Origin of the sequence: Dokdonia sp. (assembly GCF_039945015.1) — a bacterium.
In the GTDB taxonomy this organism is placed as follows: domain Bacteria; phylum Bacteroidota; class Bacteroidia; order Flavobacteriales; family Flavobacteriaceae; genus Dokdonia.
The window spans coordinates 24,116-44,468 of the sequence record NZ_JBDUXP010000031.1 but is presented as its reverse complement, the minus strand read 5'-3'; the positions used below and the strand labels follow the sequence as shown (position 1 = coordinate 44,468).

19 protein-coding genes and 1 pseudogene are annotated in these 20,353 nt (G+C 34.6%); 3 read left to right on the top strand and 17 right to left on the bottom strand.

Annotated elements, in window-relative coordinates:
- Window positions 1–457 precede the first annotated feature (457 nt).
- The 7 genes from ABJD27_RS22350 to ABJD27_RS22320 form a co-directional block, all read right to left on the bottom strand.
- Entirely contained in the window at window positions 458–1,180 is a 723-nt protein-coding gene (locus ABJD27_RS22350; protein WP_348169524.1) for a LytTR family DNA-binding domain-containing protein, read from the bottom strand.
- Between the two features lie 38 nt (window positions 1,181–1,218).
- Window positions 1,219–1,536 (bottom strand): Hpt domain-containing protein, encoded by a 318-nt coding sequence (locus ABJD27_RS22345; RefSeq protein ID WP_348169444.1) that lies wholly within the window; start codon window positions 1,534–1,536, stop codon window positions 1,219–1,221.
- A gap of 6 nt (window positions 1,537–1,542) precedes the next feature.
- Window positions 1,543–3,135, bottom strand: a complete 1,593-nt coding sequence (locus tag ABJD27_RS22340) for a PAS domain S-box protein (protein ID WP_348169447.1) — start codon at window positions 3,133–3,135, stop codon at window positions 1,543–1,545.
- Window positions 3,128–3,670: a heme NO-binding domain-containing protein gene (locus tag ABJD27_RS22335; RefSeq protein WP_348169450.1), complete on the bottom strand. Its 543-nt coding sequence runs from the start codon at window positions 3,668–3,670 to the stop codon at window positions 3,128–3,130. Before ABJD27_RS22335 ends, ABJD27_RS22340 begins: the two co-directional genes overlap by 8 nt.
- Window positions 3,671–3,680: 10 nt before the next feature.
- Window positions 3,681–4,097: a response regulator gene (locus tag ABJD27_RS22330; RefSeq protein ID WP_348169453.1), complete on the bottom strand. Its 417-nt coding sequence runs from the start codon at window positions 4,095–4,097 to the stop codon at window positions 3,681–3,683.
- Between the two features lie 221 nt (window positions 4,098–4,318).
- Entirely contained in the window at window positions 4,319–5,212 is an 894-nt protein-coding gene (locus ABJD27_RS22325; protein ID WP_348169456.1) for a hypothetical protein, read from the bottom strand.
- Between the two features lie 17 nt (window positions 5,213–5,229).
- The gene (locus ABJD27_RS22320) at window positions 5,230–6,477 is read right to left on the bottom strand and encodes an FAD-dependent oxidoreductase (protein ID WP_348169459.1); all 1,248 of its coding nucleotides are present in this window, start codon (window positions 6,475–6,477) and stop codon (window positions 5,230–5,232) included.
- A 165-nt stretch (window positions 6,478–6,642) separates the two neighbouring features.
- Between ABJD27_RS22320 and ABJD27_RS22315 the strand changes: the two genes are divergently transcribed.
- Complete coding sequence (locus ABJD27_RS22315) at window positions 6,643–9,249, top strand: hypothetical protein (RefSeq protein WP_348169462.1); 2,607 nt, start codon at window positions 6,643–6,645, stop codon at window positions 9,247–9,249.
- Here the strand turns inward: ABJD27_RS22315 and ABJD27_RS22310 are convergent.
- The 7 genes from ABJD27_RS22310 to ABJD27_RS22280 form a co-directional block, all read right to left on the bottom strand.
- A complete protein-coding gene (locus tag ABJD27_RS22310; protein ID WP_348169465.1) occupies window positions 9,246–10,250 on the bottom strand; it encodes a 4-hydroxyproline epimerase in 1,005 nt (334 codons plus the stop codon). The two genes, ABJD27_RS22315 and ABJD27_RS22310, sit on opposite strands and share 4 nt — an antisense overlap.
- Window positions 10,247–10,792, bottom strand: a complete 546-nt coding sequence (locus tag ABJD27_RS22305) for an RDD family protein (RefSeq protein ID WP_348169468.1) — start codon at window positions 10,790–10,792, stop codon at window positions 10,247–10,249. The genes ABJD27_RS22310 and ABJD27_RS22305 overlap by 4 nt, the downstream gene beginning before the upstream one ends.
- Window positions 10,793–10,795: 3 nt before the next feature.
- Window positions 10,796–12,508 (bottom strand): DUF885 domain-containing protein, encoded by a 1,713-nt coding sequence (locus ABJD27_RS22300; protein ID WP_348169470.1) that lies wholly within the window; start codon window positions 12,506–12,508, stop codon window positions 10,796–10,798.
- Between the two features lie 85 nt (window positions 12,509–12,593).
- Window positions 12,594–14,096 carry an aldehyde dehydrogenase (NADP(+)) gene (locus ABJD27_RS22295; protein WP_348169473.1) on the bottom strand — a complete coding sequence of 501 codons (1,503 nt, stop codon included), beginning with the start codon at window positions 14,094–14,096 and terminating at the stop codon, window positions 12,594–12,596.
- Window positions 14,097–14,106: 10 nt separating this feature from the next.
- The gene (locus tag ABJD27_RS22290; protein ID WP_348169476.1) at window positions 14,107–14,472 is read right to left on the bottom strand and encodes a VOC family protein; all 366 of its coding nucleotides are present in this window, start codon (window positions 14,470–14,472) and stop codon (window positions 14,107–14,109) included.
- 8 nt (window positions 14,473–14,480) lie between these two features.
- A complete protein-coding gene (locus ABJD27_RS22285) occupies window positions 14,481–14,750 on the bottom strand; it encodes a DUF1272 domain-containing protein (RefSeq protein ID WP_348169479.1) in 270 nt (89 codons plus the stop codon).
- A gap of 60 nt (window positions 14,751–14,810) precedes the next feature.
- Complete coding sequence (locus ABJD27_RS22280; RefSeq protein ID WP_348169481.1) at window positions 14,811–15,725, bottom strand: dihydrodipicolinate synthase family protein; 915 nt, start codon at window positions 15,723–15,725, stop codon at window positions 14,811–14,813.
- 175 nt (window positions 15,726–15,900) lie between these two features.
- Here ABJD27_RS22280 and ABJD27_RS22275 point away from each other — a divergent pair, with 175 nt between their 5' ends.
- Window positions 15,901–16,728: an AraC family transcriptional regulator gene (locus tag ABJD27_RS22275; RefSeq protein ID WP_348169483.1), complete on the top strand. Its 828-nt coding sequence runs from the start codon at window positions 15,901–15,903 to the stop codon at window positions 16,726–16,728.
- A 453-nt stretch (window positions 16,729–17,181) separates the two neighbouring features.
- Window positions 17,182–18,504, top strand: coding sequence for a hypothetical protein (locus ABJD27_RS22270; protein WP_348169485.1), 1,323 nt, complete (start codon window positions 17,182–17,184; stop codon window positions 18,502–18,504).
- Window positions 18,505–18,597: 93 nt separating this feature from the next.
- On the opposite strand, the gene ABJD27_RS22265 is transcribed toward ABJD27_RS22270, so the two are convergent.
- From ABJD27_RS22265 to ABJD27_RS22255, 3 genes and pseudogenes are all read right to left on the bottom strand, one after another.
- On the bottom strand, window positions 18,598–19,599 hold the full coding sequence (locus tag ABJD27_RS22265) for a metal-dependent hydrolase (RefSeq protein ID WP_348169488.1): 1,002 nt from the start codon (window positions 19,597–19,599) through the stop codon (window positions 18,598–18,600).
- A 12-nt stretch (window positions 19,600–19,611) separates the two neighbouring features.
- Window positions 19,612–19,983, bottom strand: a complete 372-nt coding sequence (locus tag ABJD27_RS22260; RefSeq protein WP_348169491.1) for a VOC family protein — start codon at window positions 19,981–19,983, stop codon at window positions 19,612–19,614.
- A 244-nt stretch (window positions 19,984–20,227) separates the two neighbouring features.
- A pseudogene (locus ABJD27_RS22255) lies at window positions 20,228–20,347 on the bottom strand (phosphopantetheine-binding protein); the annotation flags it as partial.
- Window positions 20,348–20,353: the final 6 nt, after the last annotated feature.

Here is a 20,353-nt window from a genome sequence, read left to right as displayed (position 1 = left end):
TATCATCTACAATAGTATAGGTATATATCCCTACAACAAGTTGTGGCGCTACATACCCTACTGTCTTGCTACCGTATTGGGTTTTTATTTTTTGTTGAAGTAATCTATTGGGAATAACATAAATAAGAACTGACTCTAATCTTCAAGACAGGAAACTTAGTGGTGCTTATGCTTCCCTTAATATCTATCGATCTATAAGCCAGTTCAATTGTTTAACCTATTCGTATAATTTTCATCAAGTTATAGGCCTAATAATGCATGTAGTGCTCGCCTTCTAATGCATCTATTATATACATCAAAATTACAAGCTCTATGGCTTCTATTTTTTATAATTCGATAAACAAACAGAAAGTGTAGACTTATGGTATGTCTAAGTCGATGAATTGTCTATGGAGAGATGTATGTTCCTGTCTGCCGACGAGGTAGTTTCGCGAAAGCAAAAAACGTTAGAATCGTATTATAGAAGATTGAGTCGTTTCATAAGTTCGGGACGATTAGACCTACTTATTGGAATAACATCACGTGCTATAAGTACACTATTATCTTCTATATCTACAATCTTAGTAATATTAATAATAAAAGAACGGTGTACTTTTAGAAAAAGAGAGACAGGAAGTTTCTCTTCTATTTTCTTAAGTGTAGAATGTACGGTATAATTTTTATCTTCTGTTTTGATAAGTATATAGTCTCCCTTTGCTTCTATAAGATATACTTTTTCAAATTCAATCTTGATCAATCTCCTATCTATATTAACATACATTTCTTTTTCAGAAACGGTATCTGCTTGTCCTGATGGAGTTGCGGCGGCTGTTATTGAAGTTGGCGCTGTAGCAGCGTTTTCTACTTTTTGTACTGCCTTTAAAAAGCGAGGCAACGTTATAGGTTTTACGAGATAATCTATAATGCAATCGTACTCAAAAGCTTCGATCGCAAAATTCTTATCAGATGTTGTAAGTACTATTTTTGGTGGATCTTTAAGAGTATCTATAAAATCAAAACCTGTAAAGTCAGGCATATGAATATCTAGAAATATAAGATCTACATCATTCTTATTTAAGAACTTTATAGCCTGCATCGCATTAGGGAATTCATCCATTACCTGAAGAGAATCTACTTGATTACATAGATGTGACACAATGGTTCTCGCTGCAGTTTCATCATCAACAATTATACAATTCAACATTTGAGGTTTTTATGTTTGTTTAGGCAATTTACAGATTATAAATCATTTATAAAATGTACTACAGATAAAAGTACGATGTCAAATTGTTCTTTTAAATCGTTTTTTCCAAGTTTGAGTTCTTCTTCAAAAGAGATGGCAAGATCATATCCCTCGACTAAACCTACGATTCCTAGTTTATGTTTAAGTTTGTGTACATTTTCGGCCGCTTTTGCAAAAGCGTTATTACTTATATTTAACTCATAGGTCGCAATTTCATCAGGTAGTTCTGTTTTTACTATCTGTATGAGTTTTTGTTCAAAAGTGACATCTCCAGCAGCAAGTTCTTTTATATAATTCAAATTAGGTTGCTCCATCTTTTCTCACTTTTTGATTGTAAAATAAAACGTTGTCCCTATTCCTTTTGTGCTCTCTAACCAAATAGTACCGTGATATAAATCTACAATCTTTTTTACAATGGATAGTCCAATACCTGTAGATTCTTTGTTTTTATGTAGTGACTGGAATATTTTAAAAATCTTCTCGTGAAATTCATCGGCAATCCCAATTCCGTTATCTTTTACAGAAAACTCATAATAACTATTCTTCTCCTTAACATCTATTTCTATATATCCTTTTTCTTTATCTATATATCGTATAGCATTACTGATTAGATTTTGAAAAAGTTGTTGTATACGTACGCGATCGGCATGAAGTATTGGAAGTTTATTCTTAACTGTTAATGCAATGTGCTCTGGAAAATGGAGTAATTTTTCTATATCATCAATGACATCATTTATGTTTACTTTTTCATTCTTTTTATCACCATTATTAATACTGGCATATTCAAGAACATCAGAAATTAATTGCTCCATTTTTTCTAGAGTAATGTCTATCATTCCTAGATTTTCTAATGTATCTTGATTTAAATTACCTTCATTATCTTCCTTGATCCAGTTTACAAGAGCATTAATACTTCGAAGCGGAGATTTTAAATCATGGGAAACAATATGGGCATATTCTTCTAGTTCATCATTACTCTTTTCTAACTCAACAAGAAGTCTATTTCTATCTTCTTCATTTTTTAATGATTCTGTAATATCCTCTATTAATGCTACTTGATATCGTATTGTTTTATCTGCAAGTCTAACTGCAGCTACATTTGTTTTTGCCCAAATAGTAGTACGGTCTTTTTTGAGATATCTTTTTTTAATTATAAAATGATCTATCTTGTTGCTATTCATTTGTTCCATAAAATGCACAGATTCAGGATAGTCTTCTTTTAAAGAGACATCTTTAACTTGCATTTGTAAAAATTCTTCTTCTGTATACTGTAATAGATCTTGTGCCGCTTTATTTGTTTGAATAATTTTACCCTCTTGTGTAAGGATAATTCCTAGACTAGAATAATCTACGATTGCAGCGAGTTTAAATTGTTGCTCTCGTATGGTTTCTGCTGTTTTTTCGGCTTCTGTAATATCTCTTACGATTCCTTGGGCTGCAATAGGCTTATTATCTGCATTATAAATAATACTTGCATTTATATGAACCCACTTAACTTCTTTATGTTTTGTATATATTCGAGCTTTATAATCTGTGAAAAATCCTTTTTCAGTTAACTCTGCAAAGGAATTCATAGCATATTTTATGTCTTCATAATAGATTAATGAAGCAACATTTAATCTTTCTTTCTTGATGTCGTATCCAAAAAAATCTACAGCAGCATCGTTCATCTTTAAAACATTCCCACTAAGATCCATCACTAGATAAGAATCTAGGATATTATCAAAAACCCCTTTTAATTCAGATGTAGTTTCTGAAACAAGTTGTTCTAGTTTTTCATTGGACGTTTTTAATTCCTGTGTCAGTAGGTATAACTCTCTTGACTTTTCTTCAAGAATTTCTTCAGCTTGTTTTCTAGCTGCTTTTTCACGTGCAATGGCACGCTCGTACATCTTAATCTTATCTTCACTCATCTCGTATAATACTGAATTTGACTTCGGTACCGTCTTCTTTCAGCTTTTCTACTAAGATAGTTGCTTTTGCATTAAAATGCTCAAAAGTTTTATTCATTAATCCTCTACCAAAACTATACATTGCTCTGCTAGATTTATAAATCATAACAAGAGAATTTTCTGTTTTCTCTTCAACAATAAACACAGGAAGCTCTGCATCAGGGTAAATTTTGCGAACTTCTACATGAATATGACTCTCTATAGAAGATATCATTTCAATAGGGTCATTATATTGTTCTAGAAAACCAGGGTAGCTTCTCCCAACAACTCCAAAAAAATGCTCGGCATATACCAAAAGTAGGTCATCTATAGAAAGGGATGTACGCTTACTTAGATTTGTCAAAAGACTAAGCATTTCAGAAAAATTATATGTTCCTATAGATGTATAGATTCCATTTGATGGTAAGTCTGACTCATTAATAATAGTATCTACCATTTCTAGCCCGAACTTTTGTTCGACTAGATCTAAAAACTCTGTAAAAACAATTCCTTTCATTAACTATTAATTATGCTTTTATTAATTCGTTTTCACTCCAATACGACAAAGCAATTCCAATTTTTTTGGTATACTCTTCATAGCTAAGCGGTTTTATAATATATCCAGCAACTCCATGTTTATAGCACTCTAACACATCTTTTCTATTATTTGATGTTGTTAAAATCACTGTTGGAAGATATCTTAATACAGCATCTTCCTTTACAATTTTCAAAAATTCTATGCCGTTAATTTTTGGCATATTAAGATCTAAAAAAATAATATCTGGCAATGCCTCTATTGTTTTTAAAATCTCTAGTGCCTTCTCCCCATCTTCTGCCTCAATAAGGTCATGATTCATCTCTAGTTTTGTGATCGCTCTTTTGAGCTTCATTACCTCGATAGTATCATCTTCTATCAAGAGAATGCGCAGTGATTGTGTCCCCAAAGTGTAATTGTAGTTTTTAGATATTCATGTAAATATCTATAATACTAGGTGGTCAGGGTTGTTTTTTAGATAAATCACATCTTTAGTGTCGACGGATGGTAGTTAAGTGTCGACGAGTGGTAATTTTGAGCTGTCAGCCTGTACAAACAAAGCTTTATTGCTTCGCATAAAGAATTTAATCCCCTTTAAAATCTTAACTACTTTACTTAGAATTAATTACCCTAGTTTAAGTATTCTATAACTCCATCTGCAAAATCTTCTGCCGCTTCTGGGCAATTACGAATCCATAATTCTGGTTCTATAATTTCTAATTCGCCCAATAAAATAGCCCCATCTGTATCCCAAATAATATCTGCACGTCCGTATGCTGGCATAGGATCACATGTGCTAAACACTTTTTCTGCAAAAGCGATCTCTTCAGGAGTTGGTGTATAATCGTGTACCGTTCCTCCAAAATTACCTTGCACTCGATAATCGCCTGTTTTTGCTTTCTTAAGAATGGAGTGTGTATATTTTCCATTAAGAATCATAAGCGATGCTTCTCCTAAACTAGTAATTGTTTCTTGAAAAGGTTGCACGAGCATATCACGCTCACTTACTAACTTCTTAAATAATGTTTCAAAAGAATCTCGCTTTACCTCCATCACTTTATGAGTGTGAAAAGCAGTTCCTGCAATAGCAGGTTTAATCACCACATCTGTCCATCCTTTTTCTTTACAGACAGTATCAATAGAGCGATATACGCCAGTATCTACATAGGCTGTAGGAACAATTGCAATTCCTTTTGCTTCAAGATCGGCTAGGTAATGCTTATCTACATTCCAACGTATTAATGCCTCTGGGTTTATAAGTTTTGTTTGATCTTTTACAGTATCTAACCATACAGAGAATTCATCATAACGTTCAAAATAGTCCCAAATAGTCCTAAAAATAATTGCCTTTGTTTGTGACCAATCATAATTTGAGTCATCCCAATAAGTACATGCCACCTTATATCCTCGTCTTTCTAATGCATCTTGCAACAAACTACGTTCATAAAGAATTGTAGCTATATCAGGGGTTATTTCTTCTGGTTGGGAAAATGCTTTACACGTAAGAATAGTGATATCTGTCATTATGATCATTAGGTGTTTTAAAACTTTCTGTCAGGATGAAATAACGTCATCTCTACACTAGGCTGTACATTATCAATCACTTCTTGCACGAGCTTTCCTGTAGAAGGTCCTAGAGTCCATCCCATCATTGCATGTCCGGTTGCAATCGTTAAGTTTTTACACTTTGAACTCTTCCCAATGTATGGCATCCCATCTGGAGATACAGGGCGAAGACCACTAGCCGCTTGCGCTTTTTCTTCAGGAGTAACGGTGACTTCTGGAAAATACCGTTGTACTCCATTTGCTATTGCATCTACCCGGTGTGTATTTATGTGATTATTAATTCCTGCAATTTCCATAGTTCCTGCAAAACGTGTAAATCCATTCATAGGGGTAACTGCAATTTTCGCTTCGGCTAGAATAGATGGATAGGTAATTCCTGTGGGCGTTGTTGTTTGAACTCTATATCCTTTTCCTGCTTGTAGCAAAAGGTTAATGTTTAGCTTTCGCGAAAGCATACTCGCCCAAGATCCTGCTGCTAGAACATATTCATCTGCTTTGAGTTTCTCTTTATCAGTTTTCACGAAAGTGATATTATTTTTTTCAACACCAAAATCAATCACTTTTTCTTCCTGCCGAATCACAACGCCTTCATTAACCAAATAGGTTTTCAACTCATTCATAAAGGCTCCAGGCGTTGTATGATGATCACATTCAAAATAAGTGGCTCCTATAATATCCAAAGGAGCATCTGGCATCATTTTTTTTACCTCATCAATAGAAAGCATACGAGCTTCTAATCCTTCTTTCTGAGCAATTTCGACCAATTCTCCTTCGTGGTGAAGGGTTTTCTCTGTCTGACAAAGCATCAATAGCCCTTTCTTCTCTAACTGAAAATCAAATCCTTCTTCTTGTTTAATTTGACCATATAAATCACGCCCCATAACTGCAATTTCTCGCATTGCAGGGATCACACGTTGTACGTGTTGTGAGGTACACGATTTATTAAAAGCCCAACTCCATTTTATCAACTCCGAATTTAATCGAGGTTTAATATATAATGGACTCTTACTATCCAGCATCCATTTAATTCCTTGCTTCATCACACCAGGTGCTGATAAAGGAATTAAATGACTAGGTGCAAGATATCCTGCATTGACGTATGACGCACCGCCATCCATTTTAGATTGGTCTATTACTGTTACTTTATGTCCTGACTTGTGAAGGAAATAGGCACAAGATAATCCTATGACCCCGCCACCTATGATGATAATATTTCTTTTCAATTTTATTTAACTTTACTCTATTAAAAATAATCAAACTATTACAATTAATAAAGCAGAATAGAGGTAACTTGAGATTTAATTTTTAAAGTGAATTTTATGAGTATTAATTGGTAGTAATCATTTTAAAAAAAAGAACCCATTTAATAATTTAAAAGAGTAGCAGCAGTGTTTAAAAAATACATATATCTGATTATCATTATATTACCTGCAGTTTGTTTTTCTCAACTCTTACCTAACGGTAGTTTTGAAAAAACAAATAGTACGGGAAGGCTTGCTAACTATGTCTATAAAGACACTTTATACCAACATATAGATACTACAGAAGCCTATATTGGCAAACAATCTGCCAAGTTTAATTATACAAAAAAGGGTATAAAGACACTCTATTTTTATGGAAATAGAGAGGTAGATGGAAAGACACTCAATTATATTCCTGTAGTGGAAGGCCAAGAGTATGAACTAAGTTTCTATTTTAAAACTTCAAAAGATTTTAAATCTGGTTTAAATAGAGGGCTTTATGGTCAATTTTCTTTTAAAGATAGAAAAGGTAAAACTGTGGGTTTTGATGAAAATGAACCTCAAACATCTATTATTACTGATGAAGGTCGTTGGAAAAAAGTAACATTATCCACAAAAATCACCCATAATGTGTCTCAAATCGCTGCAGGTATTTTCTATCGTGGTAATGGTACCGCTTGGGTAGATGATTTTTCTCTTACGTTAATAACAAAAAATGCCTCTACATTTATAACATCTAGTTTTGAAGTAGATAGTATTTCAATTATACATAAAGCTAAAAATAGATTTCAAAAAAATAATCTAACTCCGAGTTTTTCTACTATAGAAATAGATCCTAAATATACGTATCTCGGATCTGGGGCTCTAACTTATAAAGGAACATCAAAACACGACATAGCTTATTATTTTAATAATGAGACAGGTGCAAGTGATCAAAAAAAAATGATTAGCGTACATCCTAATGATACCTATACAGTCTCAGGTTATTCAAGAGTTAGTAAAAGATTTAAAGGTAAAGGTTCTAGAATTTCTGTATTATTTTATGATGCTAAAGGAACACTTATATCTACAAAAAATTCCAGATATGCTAATAAAACAAAATGGTCTAGAGTAAGGATTAATGCTATTATCGTGCCTGAAAATGCAACACACATGACATATCGTGTTGATTTTCAAGGAAAAGGACGTTTTTGGTTTGACAATATATCTATAAAGAAGGAAAATTTAATCACCAACTCTGGATTTGAGACAGATGTTGTTCAACCTAACAACAAACCCGATTTTTGGCGTCCTCGTTTAGGAGATGCATATACCATATCTACTACTGAAAGAGATTCCAGTATTGTTTTCCCTTATGGAAAAACATCTGCTAAGTTTATGAATACATCTGGAATTCAAAATACAGCGTATTATTATGGTCCATACACTGCCGATGGAAGTGCATCTAATCGTATTCCAGTAATTCCAAAAGAGACGTATGAATTAAGTGCACAAATAAAGACCCAAGAGATTAATGGTAAAGGAGTACGTATAGCCTTACTTTTTTATGATGGGGAAGGAAATACTTCTAAAAGTAGCTCTAACTGGTCTAAAGATACTATTTGGTCCAAAAAAACGATAATAACAACAGTCCCTGATGGATATAATTACATGGAGTATATTATAGAATATTCTGGTAATTCTGGGGAAGCTTGGTTTGATAGTATGCACTTAAAAAAAAACAATTCAGAATGGTACCATCCTGAAGTTTCTATTGATTCGTTTGCGTCTTTACAATATGCTGTAACATCTAGAAAATCTTTGCAAAGTCTTCAATCAAGATTTGAAACATTCCATAAGATTATGGAAAAAAACTACAGTAATGGTCAGGATACATTACCTCCTGGAACTTGGAAAAACCCCTATGGATGTCCTTGGGTACGATTATCTGCAAATGCAGTAATTGGGTACTTAAATGCAAATGAAGTAATTCCAAATAAGGTATATGTAGAACGAGCAGAAGCAGCACTAGATTTCTTACTTAGAGACCAAGAAGAAAATGGCAGTTTTGGATTACATCGTCTTTCCGATTGTAATACTGCTACCTTTGATCAAGGGTCTGTTATGTATGAAGGAAGCATTGCTGCCGTTGCCCTGTTAACAGGATATCGCTTACAAAACAAGCACGCTGAAAAATATTTAGAAAGTGCCAAAAAACTATGTGATTATTTAGTTAAAAATATATCCCCGAGTGTAAATGCAAACTTTAATGGGTTTGCTATATGGGCGCTTGCAGAATATAATGCTGTAGCACCAAAATATAACGAAGAATATCTAAAAAAATCATTAGACTATTTTGAAAGAATACATGCATTTCAACTTGAGAATGGAATGTGGGATGATGCACATAATCAACTTATACATTACCATGGCATCATTACTCGAGGGCTAGTTAATTTATATAGAATCATGCCAGACGACCATCCTAAAAAAGAAGTAGTACGTCACTCCATGTACAAAGCGATTAATCATATCATTAAAAGGCAACGTCTTGGCGGAAAATATTCTAGATCATTAGGTAATGAAAAGTTAAATGAAGATAATTTCCCTATGGAGTCTATTCTCATGGCGTATAAATATCTTGGTTATTCTGAACTACAAGATGTTCTTAATGATCTAACTATAGGAAGTGTAAATATGAGTCCTAAGACTTCTCAAGGACATCGATTTGCTTCATTAGGAGTACTCATAAATACATATTATAATAAAGATTAGATTACACTAAACCCAAATGCATATGGATCATCTTCATCTATAGTAATGGTGTTATGTCCGTAAATACGTGCCCATCCTTGAATACTTGGAATAATAGCTTTGTGAGATCCTATCATGACTTCTTTTTCTACACGACCAACAAAAGTAGATCCTATAAAACTCTCATGAATAAACGCCTCTCCTATTTGTAATCTTCCTTTTGCATATAGTTGTGCTAGTCTAGCCGATGTTCCTGTCCCACATGGACTACGATCAATTGCTTTATCTCCATAAAAAACAGCATTTCTTCCTGAAGATTTTGGATCTATTGGATTTCCTGTCCAAAGCATATGTGTAACATCACGTATGGTATTATTCTCTGGATGAATAAATTGATCTGGATATTTTGCATTGATACGTTCTCTTACTACCTGACTGTATTGTATGATTTGACTTGCTGTAAAATCATGTACTCCAGAGAAGTTTTTTTGCGGGTCTACAATCGCATAATAATTCCCTCCATAAGCAACATCAAAAGTAATCTCTCCTAATTCTGGACAATCGATGGTAAGATTTTCTGCTGCTAAATAAGAAGGAACATTTGTCAGTTTTACCCAGTCTACCTTATTTCCCGTTTGCTGGTAATCAATCTTAACTAATCCTGCTGGAGCTTCCATATTAATTTTACCAGTTGTTTTAGGTTTAATTAATCCTTGTTCTAATGCGATAGTAATTGTCCCAATGGTTCCATGACCACACATAGGTAAACATCCTGAAGTCTCTATAAATAATACAGCAACATCATTTTCTGAATCATGTGGTGGGTATAATATGCTCCCACTCATCATATCGTGACCTCGTGGTTCAAACATAAGTCCTTTACGGATCCAATCATATTCTTTAAGGAAGTGTTGGCGTTTCTCGCTCATCGTTTTCCCAATAAGTTCAGGCCCTCCATGAGCGACCAATCGAACCGGATTCCCACAAGTATGTGCGTCAATACAGGTGAATTTGTGTTTCATACAAATTTATTTATTATATATCCATAAATTAATCCAGCCGCTATAAGTACTATTATATGAATAGTAGGCCTTAATTCTTTCATATCTGAAAATATAGATTCCCAAGGTCTTTTATCAGATTTGACAACCTCTGTTCCTGAGATATAATCTCCAATTCTTCGAGTGGTACTAAAATATGATATGACAACTTCTACAGGCCATATAAGTGGAATAGTAATATTTCTAAAATAGCACTGAAGCATAGAAGCTTCTTTTTGAGTATTCAATTTTACAATTTTGTAACCTAATATTCTTTTGCTGATACTTTGCCCTTTTACAAAATCTTTATTCATGTATATAAATAATATTATAGGCCATAAAAAAAATTCAAATCTATACTCTAGTTTAATTGAGAAAAACATTAAAATAAAGCTTGGAATGAGTATAACAAATGTCATAATCATATGGTCTAATACCATACTAGACAAACGTAATGTTTTATAGTTTTTATTTGATAATGTATATAGAAAATCTCCAAAAACACCTCGTTTAAAATCAGACATATCCTACCTTTTAGATTCCTCAATCCACTCCTTCACTCGCTTTTCCAAAATCTCTAATGTCACAGTTCCTTGTGCAAGAATCACTTCGTGAAACTCACGAATATCAAACGTATTTCCTAAAGCAGTTTCTGCTTCTGTACGGAGTTCTCTTATTTTGATTTCGCCTATTTTATAGGATAGTGCTTGTCCAGGCCAAGAGATATACCGATCGGTTTCTGTATTAATCTCATGTATAGAAAGTGCTGTATTTTCAGACATATAGGTTACGACTTGTTCTCGTGTCCATCCTTTAGCATGAATTCCTGTATCCACAACCAATCTACATGCGCGCCACATCTCATAGGTAAGTTTTCCAAAACGTTCATAAGGTGTAGTATACATCCCCATTTCTTCGGCTAGAAATTCACAGTATAATCCCCAACCTTCTCCAAAAGCAGAGAGGTACATATTTTTTCTAAACTGAGGAATCTCATCTCCCAGTTCTTGATTTAAACTCCCTTGTAAATGATGCCCAGGCACCGCCTCATGTACCGTTAAAGAAGGTAATACGTATAAAGGCCTACTTGGTAAGTCATACGTATTTACCCAGTAATATCCTGGATCTGTGCTTCCTTTTGCACTTCCTACATAACGTCCTGTGGTATATTTAGGTGCAATCGCATCTGGTACGGGAGCCACTCCGTATGGTTTTCGCGGAAGCGTTTTAAAAAAGCGTGGTAATTGCGCATCGGCACGTTTTGCCATATCTCTTGCGATCATCAGTAACTCATTAGGTGTCTTTGCATAAAACTGTTCATCGGTACGAAGGAATTGTAAAAAATCGGCAAAAGATCCTTTAAAATTCACCTCAGCAATGATCTTCTCCATCTCAGATTTGATACGAGCTACTTCTTTCAATCCCGTTTGATGAATCTCATCTGCTGTGAGATCTAAAGTTGTATAATACTTGATTCTATTCTGATAATATGCCTTTCCATTAGGGGTTTCTGAAACACCAATAGCCGTTCTTGTTTTAGGAAAATATTCTTCTTCAAAAAATGTTTTGACACGCTTAAAAGATGGAATTACGTTTTTTTCTATAGCATTCTTAGCTGCAGAGAGTACAGAATCTTTCTGAGTTTGGGATAGTGAATTTGGCAAGTTTTTAAATGGGCTATAATAGAAACTATCCTCGTATGTGTCTACGATTTGTGAGTCATAGGTACTCTCATATCCATTAAAAATAACTCTAGGTTGTGACACTCCTTTTTTTAATCCTTCTTTTAATAAGGGCACATATTGATCTACCACATCTGGCAAGGCATTAAGCCTATTTAGATATGATTTTGCTTGCGCATAATTTGCGATAGGTCGTACCATATAATTCCAACTACTATGGAATCCAGAGTCCGACAATAATGGATTTAGGTAGCTTTCATAGGCATAATAATCTACTGTTTCTTGTAGCTTAAAACGTAATAATGCTAGAGAGATCGCATCGGTTTCAGAAAGCTTGTCATTGGATAACGTAGCGAGTTTTTCTAATTGCGCTTTCGCGAAAGCGGCCTCTTTCTTAAAATAATCTTTAGAAAATAATCCCATAGGATACTCCTTGCCATCATAACTTTTATGATCTGCCACCTCATTGATAATTTGCTCTAGTTCCTTATTTGATTCTTGAGCATAGGCGCCAAAGCAAAAATAAAGTACAAATAGAAAGGAGTATACTTTTTTCATCTTCTTACAATTTTTTAATTCATTAGAAATGTATCTTAAAATACTTCCTTCAATCCTCCTTATTAGGAGGAAAGTTTGGGAGTCATTAACTTTTCAATATTTCTGGCAACAGTTCTTCTGGAAAATCTTGATAACTAAATGGGCGTACCCATCTTTTTATCGCTTGACTTCCTACCGCAGTAAAGCGACTATCTGAAGAAGCTGGATATGGACCTCCATGTGTCATCGCATCTGCTACTGCAACCCCAGTAGGAACACCATTAAATACAATGCGTCCTACACGGTTTTGCAGTCTTTCTACAAGGGGTGAAAGATCTTTATAGTCTTCTTCCTGTGCTATGATGGTTCCTGTTAATTGTCCTTCTAATCCTCCTATGATTTGTAATAATTGTGCTTCATCATCACATTGTACGACCATAGAAAAAGGACCAAAAACCTCTTGATGTAGTTTTGAATTCTTTAAAAATGCATCTCCAGAAACTGTTACAATTTTTGCTTGTGCATAATTTTCATCTCTATCTCCTTGGTGTGCTGCAACTACAGTCGTTTCTGGCTCATTAATAATGGCTTCTCCTTTTTGCTCATAGGCACTATGAATCGCTGGATGTAACATGCAATATGCATCTATAGCTGCTGTTTTCTTTCCTAAATCTTCTACAAAAGAAGAAAGCTCTTCACTTTTAATCCCTAAAATTAATCCTGGGTTTGTACAAAATTGTCCTACTCCTAAGGTAATAGAATCTGCATACGTTTGTGCAATAGTTTCTCCTTGTTCTTTAAGTGCATTATTTGTAATGATAACAGGGTTTACACTTCCCATTTCTGCAAAAACTGGAATAGGCTCTTTTCTTTGTGCTGCAAGATCATATAAGGCACGTCCTCCTCGTATACTTCCTGTAAATCCTACCGCTTTTACGTCAGGATGATTTACTAGTTGCACTCCTACTTCAATCCCTGAGCTATTCAAATTTGAAAATACACCTTCTGGCATTCCTGTTTTCTGAGCTGCTTTCTGTATGGCACTTCCTACTAATTCTCCTGTTCCTGCATGCATAGGATGCGACTTTACAATTACTGGACAACCGGCTGCAAGTGCACTTGCGGTATCACCTCCTGCAGTAGCATATGCTAATGGGAAGTTACTCGCTCCAAAAACAACCACAGGCCCTAACGGAATTAAATATTGTCTCAATTCCTTACTTTCTCCAGAGATCTTAGGATTGCGCCACTCATCGGTTGTTATATACTCTGCAAACATGCGGAGTTGTCCTACAGTTCGCCCTCGTTCACCTTTTGCTCTTCCTTCTGGCAATCCTGTTTCTGATATATACGTTTGAACTAGTGTATCTCCCAATGCTTCAATCTCATCTGCAATAGCATTTAAAAATTGAGATCTTTTTGCACCAGAACAATTTTGAAAAGGAGTAAAGGCTTGCGAAGCCATGTGTACTGCTTGATCAATCTCTTCTGAAGTTGCCTCTGTAAAATGTACTTCGTTAGGTTGATTTGTTTTTGGATTACACGTTTGATACGTGGTTGCTCCTTTTGCACTTAATGTATTTCCTATATAGTTTTTTCCTGTGATCATATACTCTTACTTATTCTTCTAATTTAAATTCTGGATTGTATATCAATCCAATACAATTACCCCATGGGTCCTTTACCGTTGCAACCATAAGTTCGCCTCCTACATTATAAGGAGCTTCAAGCATTGTAGCTCCTACCTGAATAAAATGAGCGTATGTGTCTTTAATATCTAATACTCCCCAATAACTCACCACATTTTCTGGTTTATCCGTAGTAGGATGTTCTTCTTGTTGTAATCCTAATTCATATCCTTTTATAGAAAAACCTACATAAAATGATTCATCAAAATAAGGAGCTATTTGGAATGCTTTTGCATACCAATCTTTAGCAACTTGTAAATCTCCTACTTTATATATAGTTGTTCTTAATCCTAACATACTGTTTTTTAACTTTTCCCTTTAATCTTCTGTAGGTGTTTTTGAACATCTACAGGTTTAAAAACTCGTTTTGTAGATACTGGATATTTCTCTAGCAATGACGAAGGGCGTATAGGTCTTTTTTCAAAACCACCTCCGCAATTAGGGCACACTTCTTTTAATATGTTTTCTACACAATCTGTACAATACGTACATTCAAATGTACAAATCATGGCATCAGTCGCATCATAAGGAAGCGCTTTATCACAATGCTCACATGAAGGTCTAATTTCTAACATACATTATTGTATTTCCATTTTCGGGTTTTCTTTTTTACCAAAAAGAATAAAAACATATGCCTATAAATTCTTATAATCAGGTAATGTCGGTCTTGTTTCAAGTCCTTTTTTAATAACACTTAATACGTGAGTACGCTCTTCTCCAGATAATGGTAATCGTGGTGCTCTTACGTGTTCTGTTCCGATTCCTGTATGAACTTCGGCAAGTTTTATATTTTGCACTAATTTCGGGTTTATATCTAACTCTAGCAAGGGCATAAACCAACGATATATTTCAATAGCTTCTTGAATACGACCCGCTTTCTGTAATTCATAAATAGCAACTGTTTCTGCAGGAAATGCATCTACAAGTCCAGCAATCCATCCATTTGCTCCCATCAATAAAGATTCTAATGCAAGGGTATCTACACCTGTCATAATCTTTAATCGATCTCCAAAAGCATTTTTAATACGTGTCACATTTGAAATATCTCTTGTAGACTCCTTGACCGCTTCTATATTATCATGTTTTAATATCTGGTCAAACATATCTAGTGTTACTTCTATCTTATAATCTACTGGATTATTATATACCATAATAGGTAGAGACGTATTACGAGCTACTGCTCCAAAATATTCTACCACTTCTTGATCTCCAGCTTTATATCGCATAGGAGGTAGCATCATCAATGCTGTTGCTCCATCTTCTTCGGCTTTGTGCGCTGCTGCAATAGCTCCTTTTGTAGTTTGCTCTGCAATATTAATAAGCACAGGAACGCTACCTTTTACTAGTTGTACTGTTTCTTGCGTTAAGGTGCTCTTTTCTGCATCGCTTAATGTACTTGCTTCTCCCAAAGTACCTCCTAATACAATTCCGTGTACTCCAGCTTCTAATTGTGCATGTATATTAACTCCAAACATATCTAGATCTAAAGAATCGTTTGCTGTAAATTTTGTAGTGACGGCTGGCATCACTCCTTCCCAATGTATTGACATGAGTATTAAATATTAATCGTTCATTTATAAATTTAAAAATAGGTGCTCTATTTTAGGGTTAAAATTAAGATACATCTTTTATACAAATAGTGACTCTTTTATCCAATACTGTGCTTATTTTATCCAATATCTATTTATGATTAGCATTTTAGATACAATAAAGTATCTTTACAATATGAAAGTGTTACCATTTAAAATTCCCAAACCTAGCAATACAGCTATTGTTTTTCAGGTAGATTCTGGGCAATTTTATGGGCAGTTACACCAGCATGAAGAACTCCAAATTAGTATCATACAAGAAGGCAAAGGCACTTTACTTATAGCAGATACAATACATCATTTTCAAAAAGGAGATGTTTTTGTGATTGGAGGGCAACAACCTCATGTATTTCGTAATGAGTATACAGATGCATTAATGCACACCCTTTTTTTTAGTCCACAATCATTTGGCGATTCTTTTCTTGGTCTAGAAGAGGGTAAAGGAGTTGGGGATTTTTATGCTTTCGCGAAAGCGGGTTTTAAAACCACTACAACGACAGAGTTAACGACTATTTTTAAAATAATATCTCAAAGCGAAGGGCTTATTCGTTTATCCTATTTCTTACAACTTATAGCATTGCTCAAAAACTGTAACTATACGCCTATTTCCTCTTTTATATATGATAAAAAAATATCTGAAGCAGATGGTAAGAAATTGCATCGCATTTTTGAATTCTCCTTACAGAATTTTTCTAAACCTATACAATTAGAAGAAATTGCACATATTGCAGCGATGAGTACAAATGGTTTTTGCAAGTATTTTAAAAAACGAACTAATAAAACGTATTTTCAGTTTCTTACTGAATTACGTATCTCCCATGCCAGTAAACTATTAAAGGAGAATACAACACTTCCTATTGCAGACATTGCCGAACTTTCGGGTTTTCAAACTTTATCACATTTTAATCGAAAATTTAAACTCTATAAAAAGATGAGTCCGAGAGCTTACAAATCATCTTTATAATAGTATAAAAATTCTTCTATTTCTTCTATCTATTTTATTTTACATTTTATAATAAATATGATTACCTTATTAAAGTCACGTATACTATAGATTTTCCTTATACTACTATAACGCTAAAAATGAGTGTTTTATGTCATAAACATAACACTTTTTTTTTTTTAAAATAGTCATTATTGCCCTAATTGATTTTTTAACATTTATTTTTTTACAGAAAACAGTACATCTAAAATCCTTAGACTATCACTCGGTTTATCGATTTTTTTGTTTAAAAAAATATGAATAAAAAAACTGTGAAAAACTTCCTTTTTCTTACAAATTCTTAAAAACATCAGAAAGTAACAAGAACTCTCTAAGTCTAAATGAGTGTCTAAAAAAATAAGCGCTTATTTTTTTCAAACAAGCTGAATGAAACAAAAAGATTAAAACAAAAACTACTCATTTAAAAAAAAACCCATGAAAAAATTAATATATACCATGATGGCAGCTGGAGCAATTTTATTTGCAAGCTGTAATTCTGATGACGATAATAACCCTTCAGGAGGAGACGACAACCCTCAAGCCGAAACTCCAAGTGCAGCTAGTTTATTATTAAATAGTATTGAAGCTGATGGAGGTACTCCATATGATGCAGACAATCCTATCCTTTCATTTACAGATGCACAAAATGTATTTTTACCTAGTATTTTAGGTATTGATTACCGTACAGACAGAAACGTAGTGCCAGCTGGTCCTACAGCTAGGTTTCCAATGTTTCAAGGTTGGGAAACATTACCTAGTGGAGAACGTAGAGAAGGATACTATGTAATTACCGAAGCTTCTGATAGCGATTTGGCCAGAGAACTAGGTGTTATTTATGCTCCTAGAATGGCAGAATCAATTGGTTCTGGTGGAGAGCAAAACTCTCAATGGACTGATGATGGAAGGCTTATTTTTGAAGGATCTGTAGATTTTTCTCCAACAAGATCTTTAACTCCTGGAGGTGGACAAGATTTATTATTTGGATTCCCTCCTGCCTCAGTCACTCCTGGAGCGGTAGCAGATGCCAATTGGTCATCATATGTTGTATTACCAGGTACTAACATTGTAATTAATGCTCAATTGGTAGCAAATAGTACAGGGATACATGATAGAATTCCTAATCCAAACGGGAACAGTCAAGCAGATGAAGATGATCAAAACAATCCAAACTTAGATAGAAGTCAAGCATCAGTTGTTATGCAACTTTTAGACGGATGGCATGATGGTAGTCCATACTACTTCCATATCGTAACAGATACTTCTGATCCAGGACCTGCAACAATCGAACTAGGTGTATATGCTCCAAGATTAAATAACTTACCTCAATTCGGATTATTCCCAGGAGGTTCTATGTTACCTTTCAGCCCTACTGCAAATGGTGTTACACCAGATGCTAATAATCCTCTAGGATTCCAAGGTTTAAATTCAGCTTCTATAAGTGAGCGTCAAGTAAATGACCCTACAAATACATTCCCAATTGATCCAAGTGATACACGCTATGCACCAATGTGGGATGCACATATTACTGAGTTTACAGTTCAAGCAGAAGATCGTGTGATTTTAACAAGTTTTGGTCAAATTAATGATCTTTTAGATGATGGTACTTTAATTCCTTTCAGAGGAAATGCAAACGCAAGTCCATTAGCAAATTCATTATCTGATCTATTAACTGCAACTGGAGCAATCATTAACTGTCCAGTAATTACACAACCAGATGCAAGTGTCATCGGTACTCAAATTGGATCACCAAGAAACTAATAAGAGAAACCTCTTATTATAAAAAACCAAAGATTAATTTTTGATTTTAGGGGGCTGTCTGAAAAGGCAGCTCTCTTTTTGTTTTTTAAAGAATTAATTTCCCTTAATACGTTCCCAAAGAATTTTAACCATTGCCTGCAGACTTCCCATTTCCGGACGATCTTCTGTTGCTGTTATCTTTCCATTCTTTTCTTCAAGAACATATCTAAACACAAATTGCGGATGTTCTGGATCTATAGCAATCAATCCAAAACGCAAGTCGTTATAAATCCATTGTTCATCTTCTTGCTCTAGAATATACCACCCTTCTGAGATCTTAATAAGGCGTTGTACCTCATCTGTTCCTCCTAGTTGTTCTGATAGCTCTCTCTTCTTAGGATAGGATGTAAAAGTGATGGGTTTTGAATCAAAAAAAGAATAATCTCCTACCAGATACCGGTCTCCTGCATCTACATTTGCATTCCACAAAATGCTATTCATAGGTGCTGGACGTGTAGACATTTTTGTATAGGCAATATTCTGTTCTTCTAAGGCTTCTGTAATTCTTGTATGTGCTCCCCATTTTAAAAACAACGTAAGTATTATATATCCCGTACTTAGATAGATCCCAAGGTTATTTATACGCTTTCGCGAAAGCGAACCCTTCTTTTTAAACGCTGCAATGATAAGGCATATTAAAAACGGCATTGTATATAATGGATCTATCACAAAAATGTTATTAAACGCAAGTCGAACATCAAATGGCCAAAATAATTGTGTTCCCCATGTGGTAAATGCATCTAGAATGGGATGTGTAAATAGTCCCCAGAAAAAAAGCTTGCTCCATCCTTGCCAACCGACATCGGGTCGCTTTTTAATTTGATGGACACACCTCCCTAAGATAGGCGCCATAAGGAAAGAAAAAATAATAGAATGACTGAAACCACGATGCATTTCTGTCGCTGTAATTGTATCTGTAAGAAGACGAGCAAACGTGTCTAAATCAGGTATTGTTCCTGCAATAGCTCCCCATAGCATGGCTTTATTACCAACTTTCTTTCCTAAAACTGCTTCTCCTACAGCAGCTCCAAGTACTATTTGTGTTAAACTATCCAATATGCTATTTTTTTATACATGTTGATCAATAAGTATGGCATTTCCGTCTGGATCCATAAGCACAATACTTGCTGGACCCGATGTAGTCTCATCTGCTTCTCGCTCTAGAGCAACTCCTTTTTCTTTAAGATCTTTCTGAATCGTTCTCACATCATCAAAAGCATCCAGTGGGTTTGCACTTTCATCCCATCCAGGATTAAAGGTCAGGATATTATCTTCAAACATTCCTTCAAAAAGTCCAATGAGTGCATTGCCATTTTTCATGATGAGATATTTATGTTCCATATCTCCTGCAAACACTTCAAATCCAAGATTTTCATAAAATGCTTTTGAGGCATTAATATCTTTTACACTTAGACTACTAGAAAAGGCTCCTAATTTCATATGAATTGGTTTTTTGATTGTTCTTTAAAAGTACTGAAAGTTATGGAGTTTTAATACTGAGGAGGCAGAATCAATTTATGCGAAAGCGTACATCACCTCATCCATCTGTTTTTTAATCCATTCCCAAATCATTTGTAAATGAATGGTGTAATTCTATTTCGTCTACAGGAATATCTATTAATGTACTTATAAGGTGTATGATATGCTTCTCGACTTCTTGTTTTTCTATTTTACCATTAGGTTTTTGGCGTGCATCTACGTAATCTATCAGTTGTCCTACAGTAGCGATATGCTCTGCTTCTTCATCTGGAATGGAGATATCAAAAGTGCTTTCTATCTCAACAATAAGTTCTACAATATCAAGTCCCAT

Excerpts from the sequence above, each read along its gene's own strand:
- ABJD27_RS22305 (WP_348169468.1), bottom strand. The coding sequence starts at position 10,792 with ATGTCTGATTTTAAACGAGGTGTTTTTGGAGATTTTCTATATACATTA.
- ABJD27_RS22335 (WP_348169450.1), bottom strand. The coding sequence starts at position 3,670 with ATGAAAGGAATTGTTTTTACAGAGTTTTTAGATCTAGTCGAACAAAAG.
- ABJD27_RS22275 (WP_348169483.1), top strand. The coding sequence starts at position 15,901 with ATGAAAGTGTTACCATTTAAAATTCCCAAACCTAGCAATACAGCTATT.
- ABJD27_RS22340 (WP_348169447.1), bottom strand. The coding sequence starts at position 3,135 with ATGAGTGAAGATAAGATTAAGATGTACGAGCGTGCCATTGCACGTGAA.
- ABJD27_RS22310 (WP_348169465.1), bottom strand. The coding sequence starts at position 10,250 with ATGAAACACAAATTCACCTGTATTGACGCACATACTTGTGGGAATCCG.
- ABJD27_RS22260 (WP_348169491.1), bottom strand. The coding sequence starts at position 19,983 with ATGAAATTAGGAGCCTTTTCTAGTAGTCTAAGTGTAAAAGATATTAAT.
- ABJD27_RS22270 (WP_348169485.1), top strand. The coding sequence starts at position 17,182 with ATGAAAAAATTAATATATACCATGATGGCAGCTGGAGCAATTTTATTT.
- ABJD27_RS22295 (WP_348169473.1), bottom strand. The coding sequence starts at position 14,096 with ATGATCACAGGAAAAAACTATATAGGAAATACATTAAGTGCAAAAGGA.
- ABJD27_RS22300 (WP_348169470.1), bottom strand. The coding sequence starts at position 12,508 with ATGAAAAAAGTATACTCCTTTCTATTTGTACTTTATTTTTGCTTTGGC.
- ABJD27_RS22290 (WP_348169476.1), bottom strand. The coding sequence starts at position 14,472 with ATGTTAGGATTAAGAACAACTATATATAAAGTAGGAGATTTACAAGTT.
- ABJD27_RS22325 (WP_348169456.1), bottom strand. The coding sequence starts at position 5,212 with ATGACAGATATCACTATTCTTACGTGTAAAGCATTTTCCCAACCAGAA.
- ABJD27_RS22280 (WP_348169481.1), bottom strand. The coding sequence starts at position 15,725 with ATGTCAATACATTGGGAAGGAGTGATGCCAGCCGTCACTACAAAATTT.
- ABJD27_RS22285 (WP_348169479.1), bottom strand. The coding sequence starts at position 14,750 with ATGTTAGAAATTAGACCTTCATGTGAGCATTGTGATAAAGCGCTTCCT.
- ABJD27_RS22345 (WP_348169444.1), bottom strand. The coding sequence starts at position 1,536 with ATGGAGCAACCTAATTTGAATTATATAAAAGAACTTGCTGCTGGAGAT.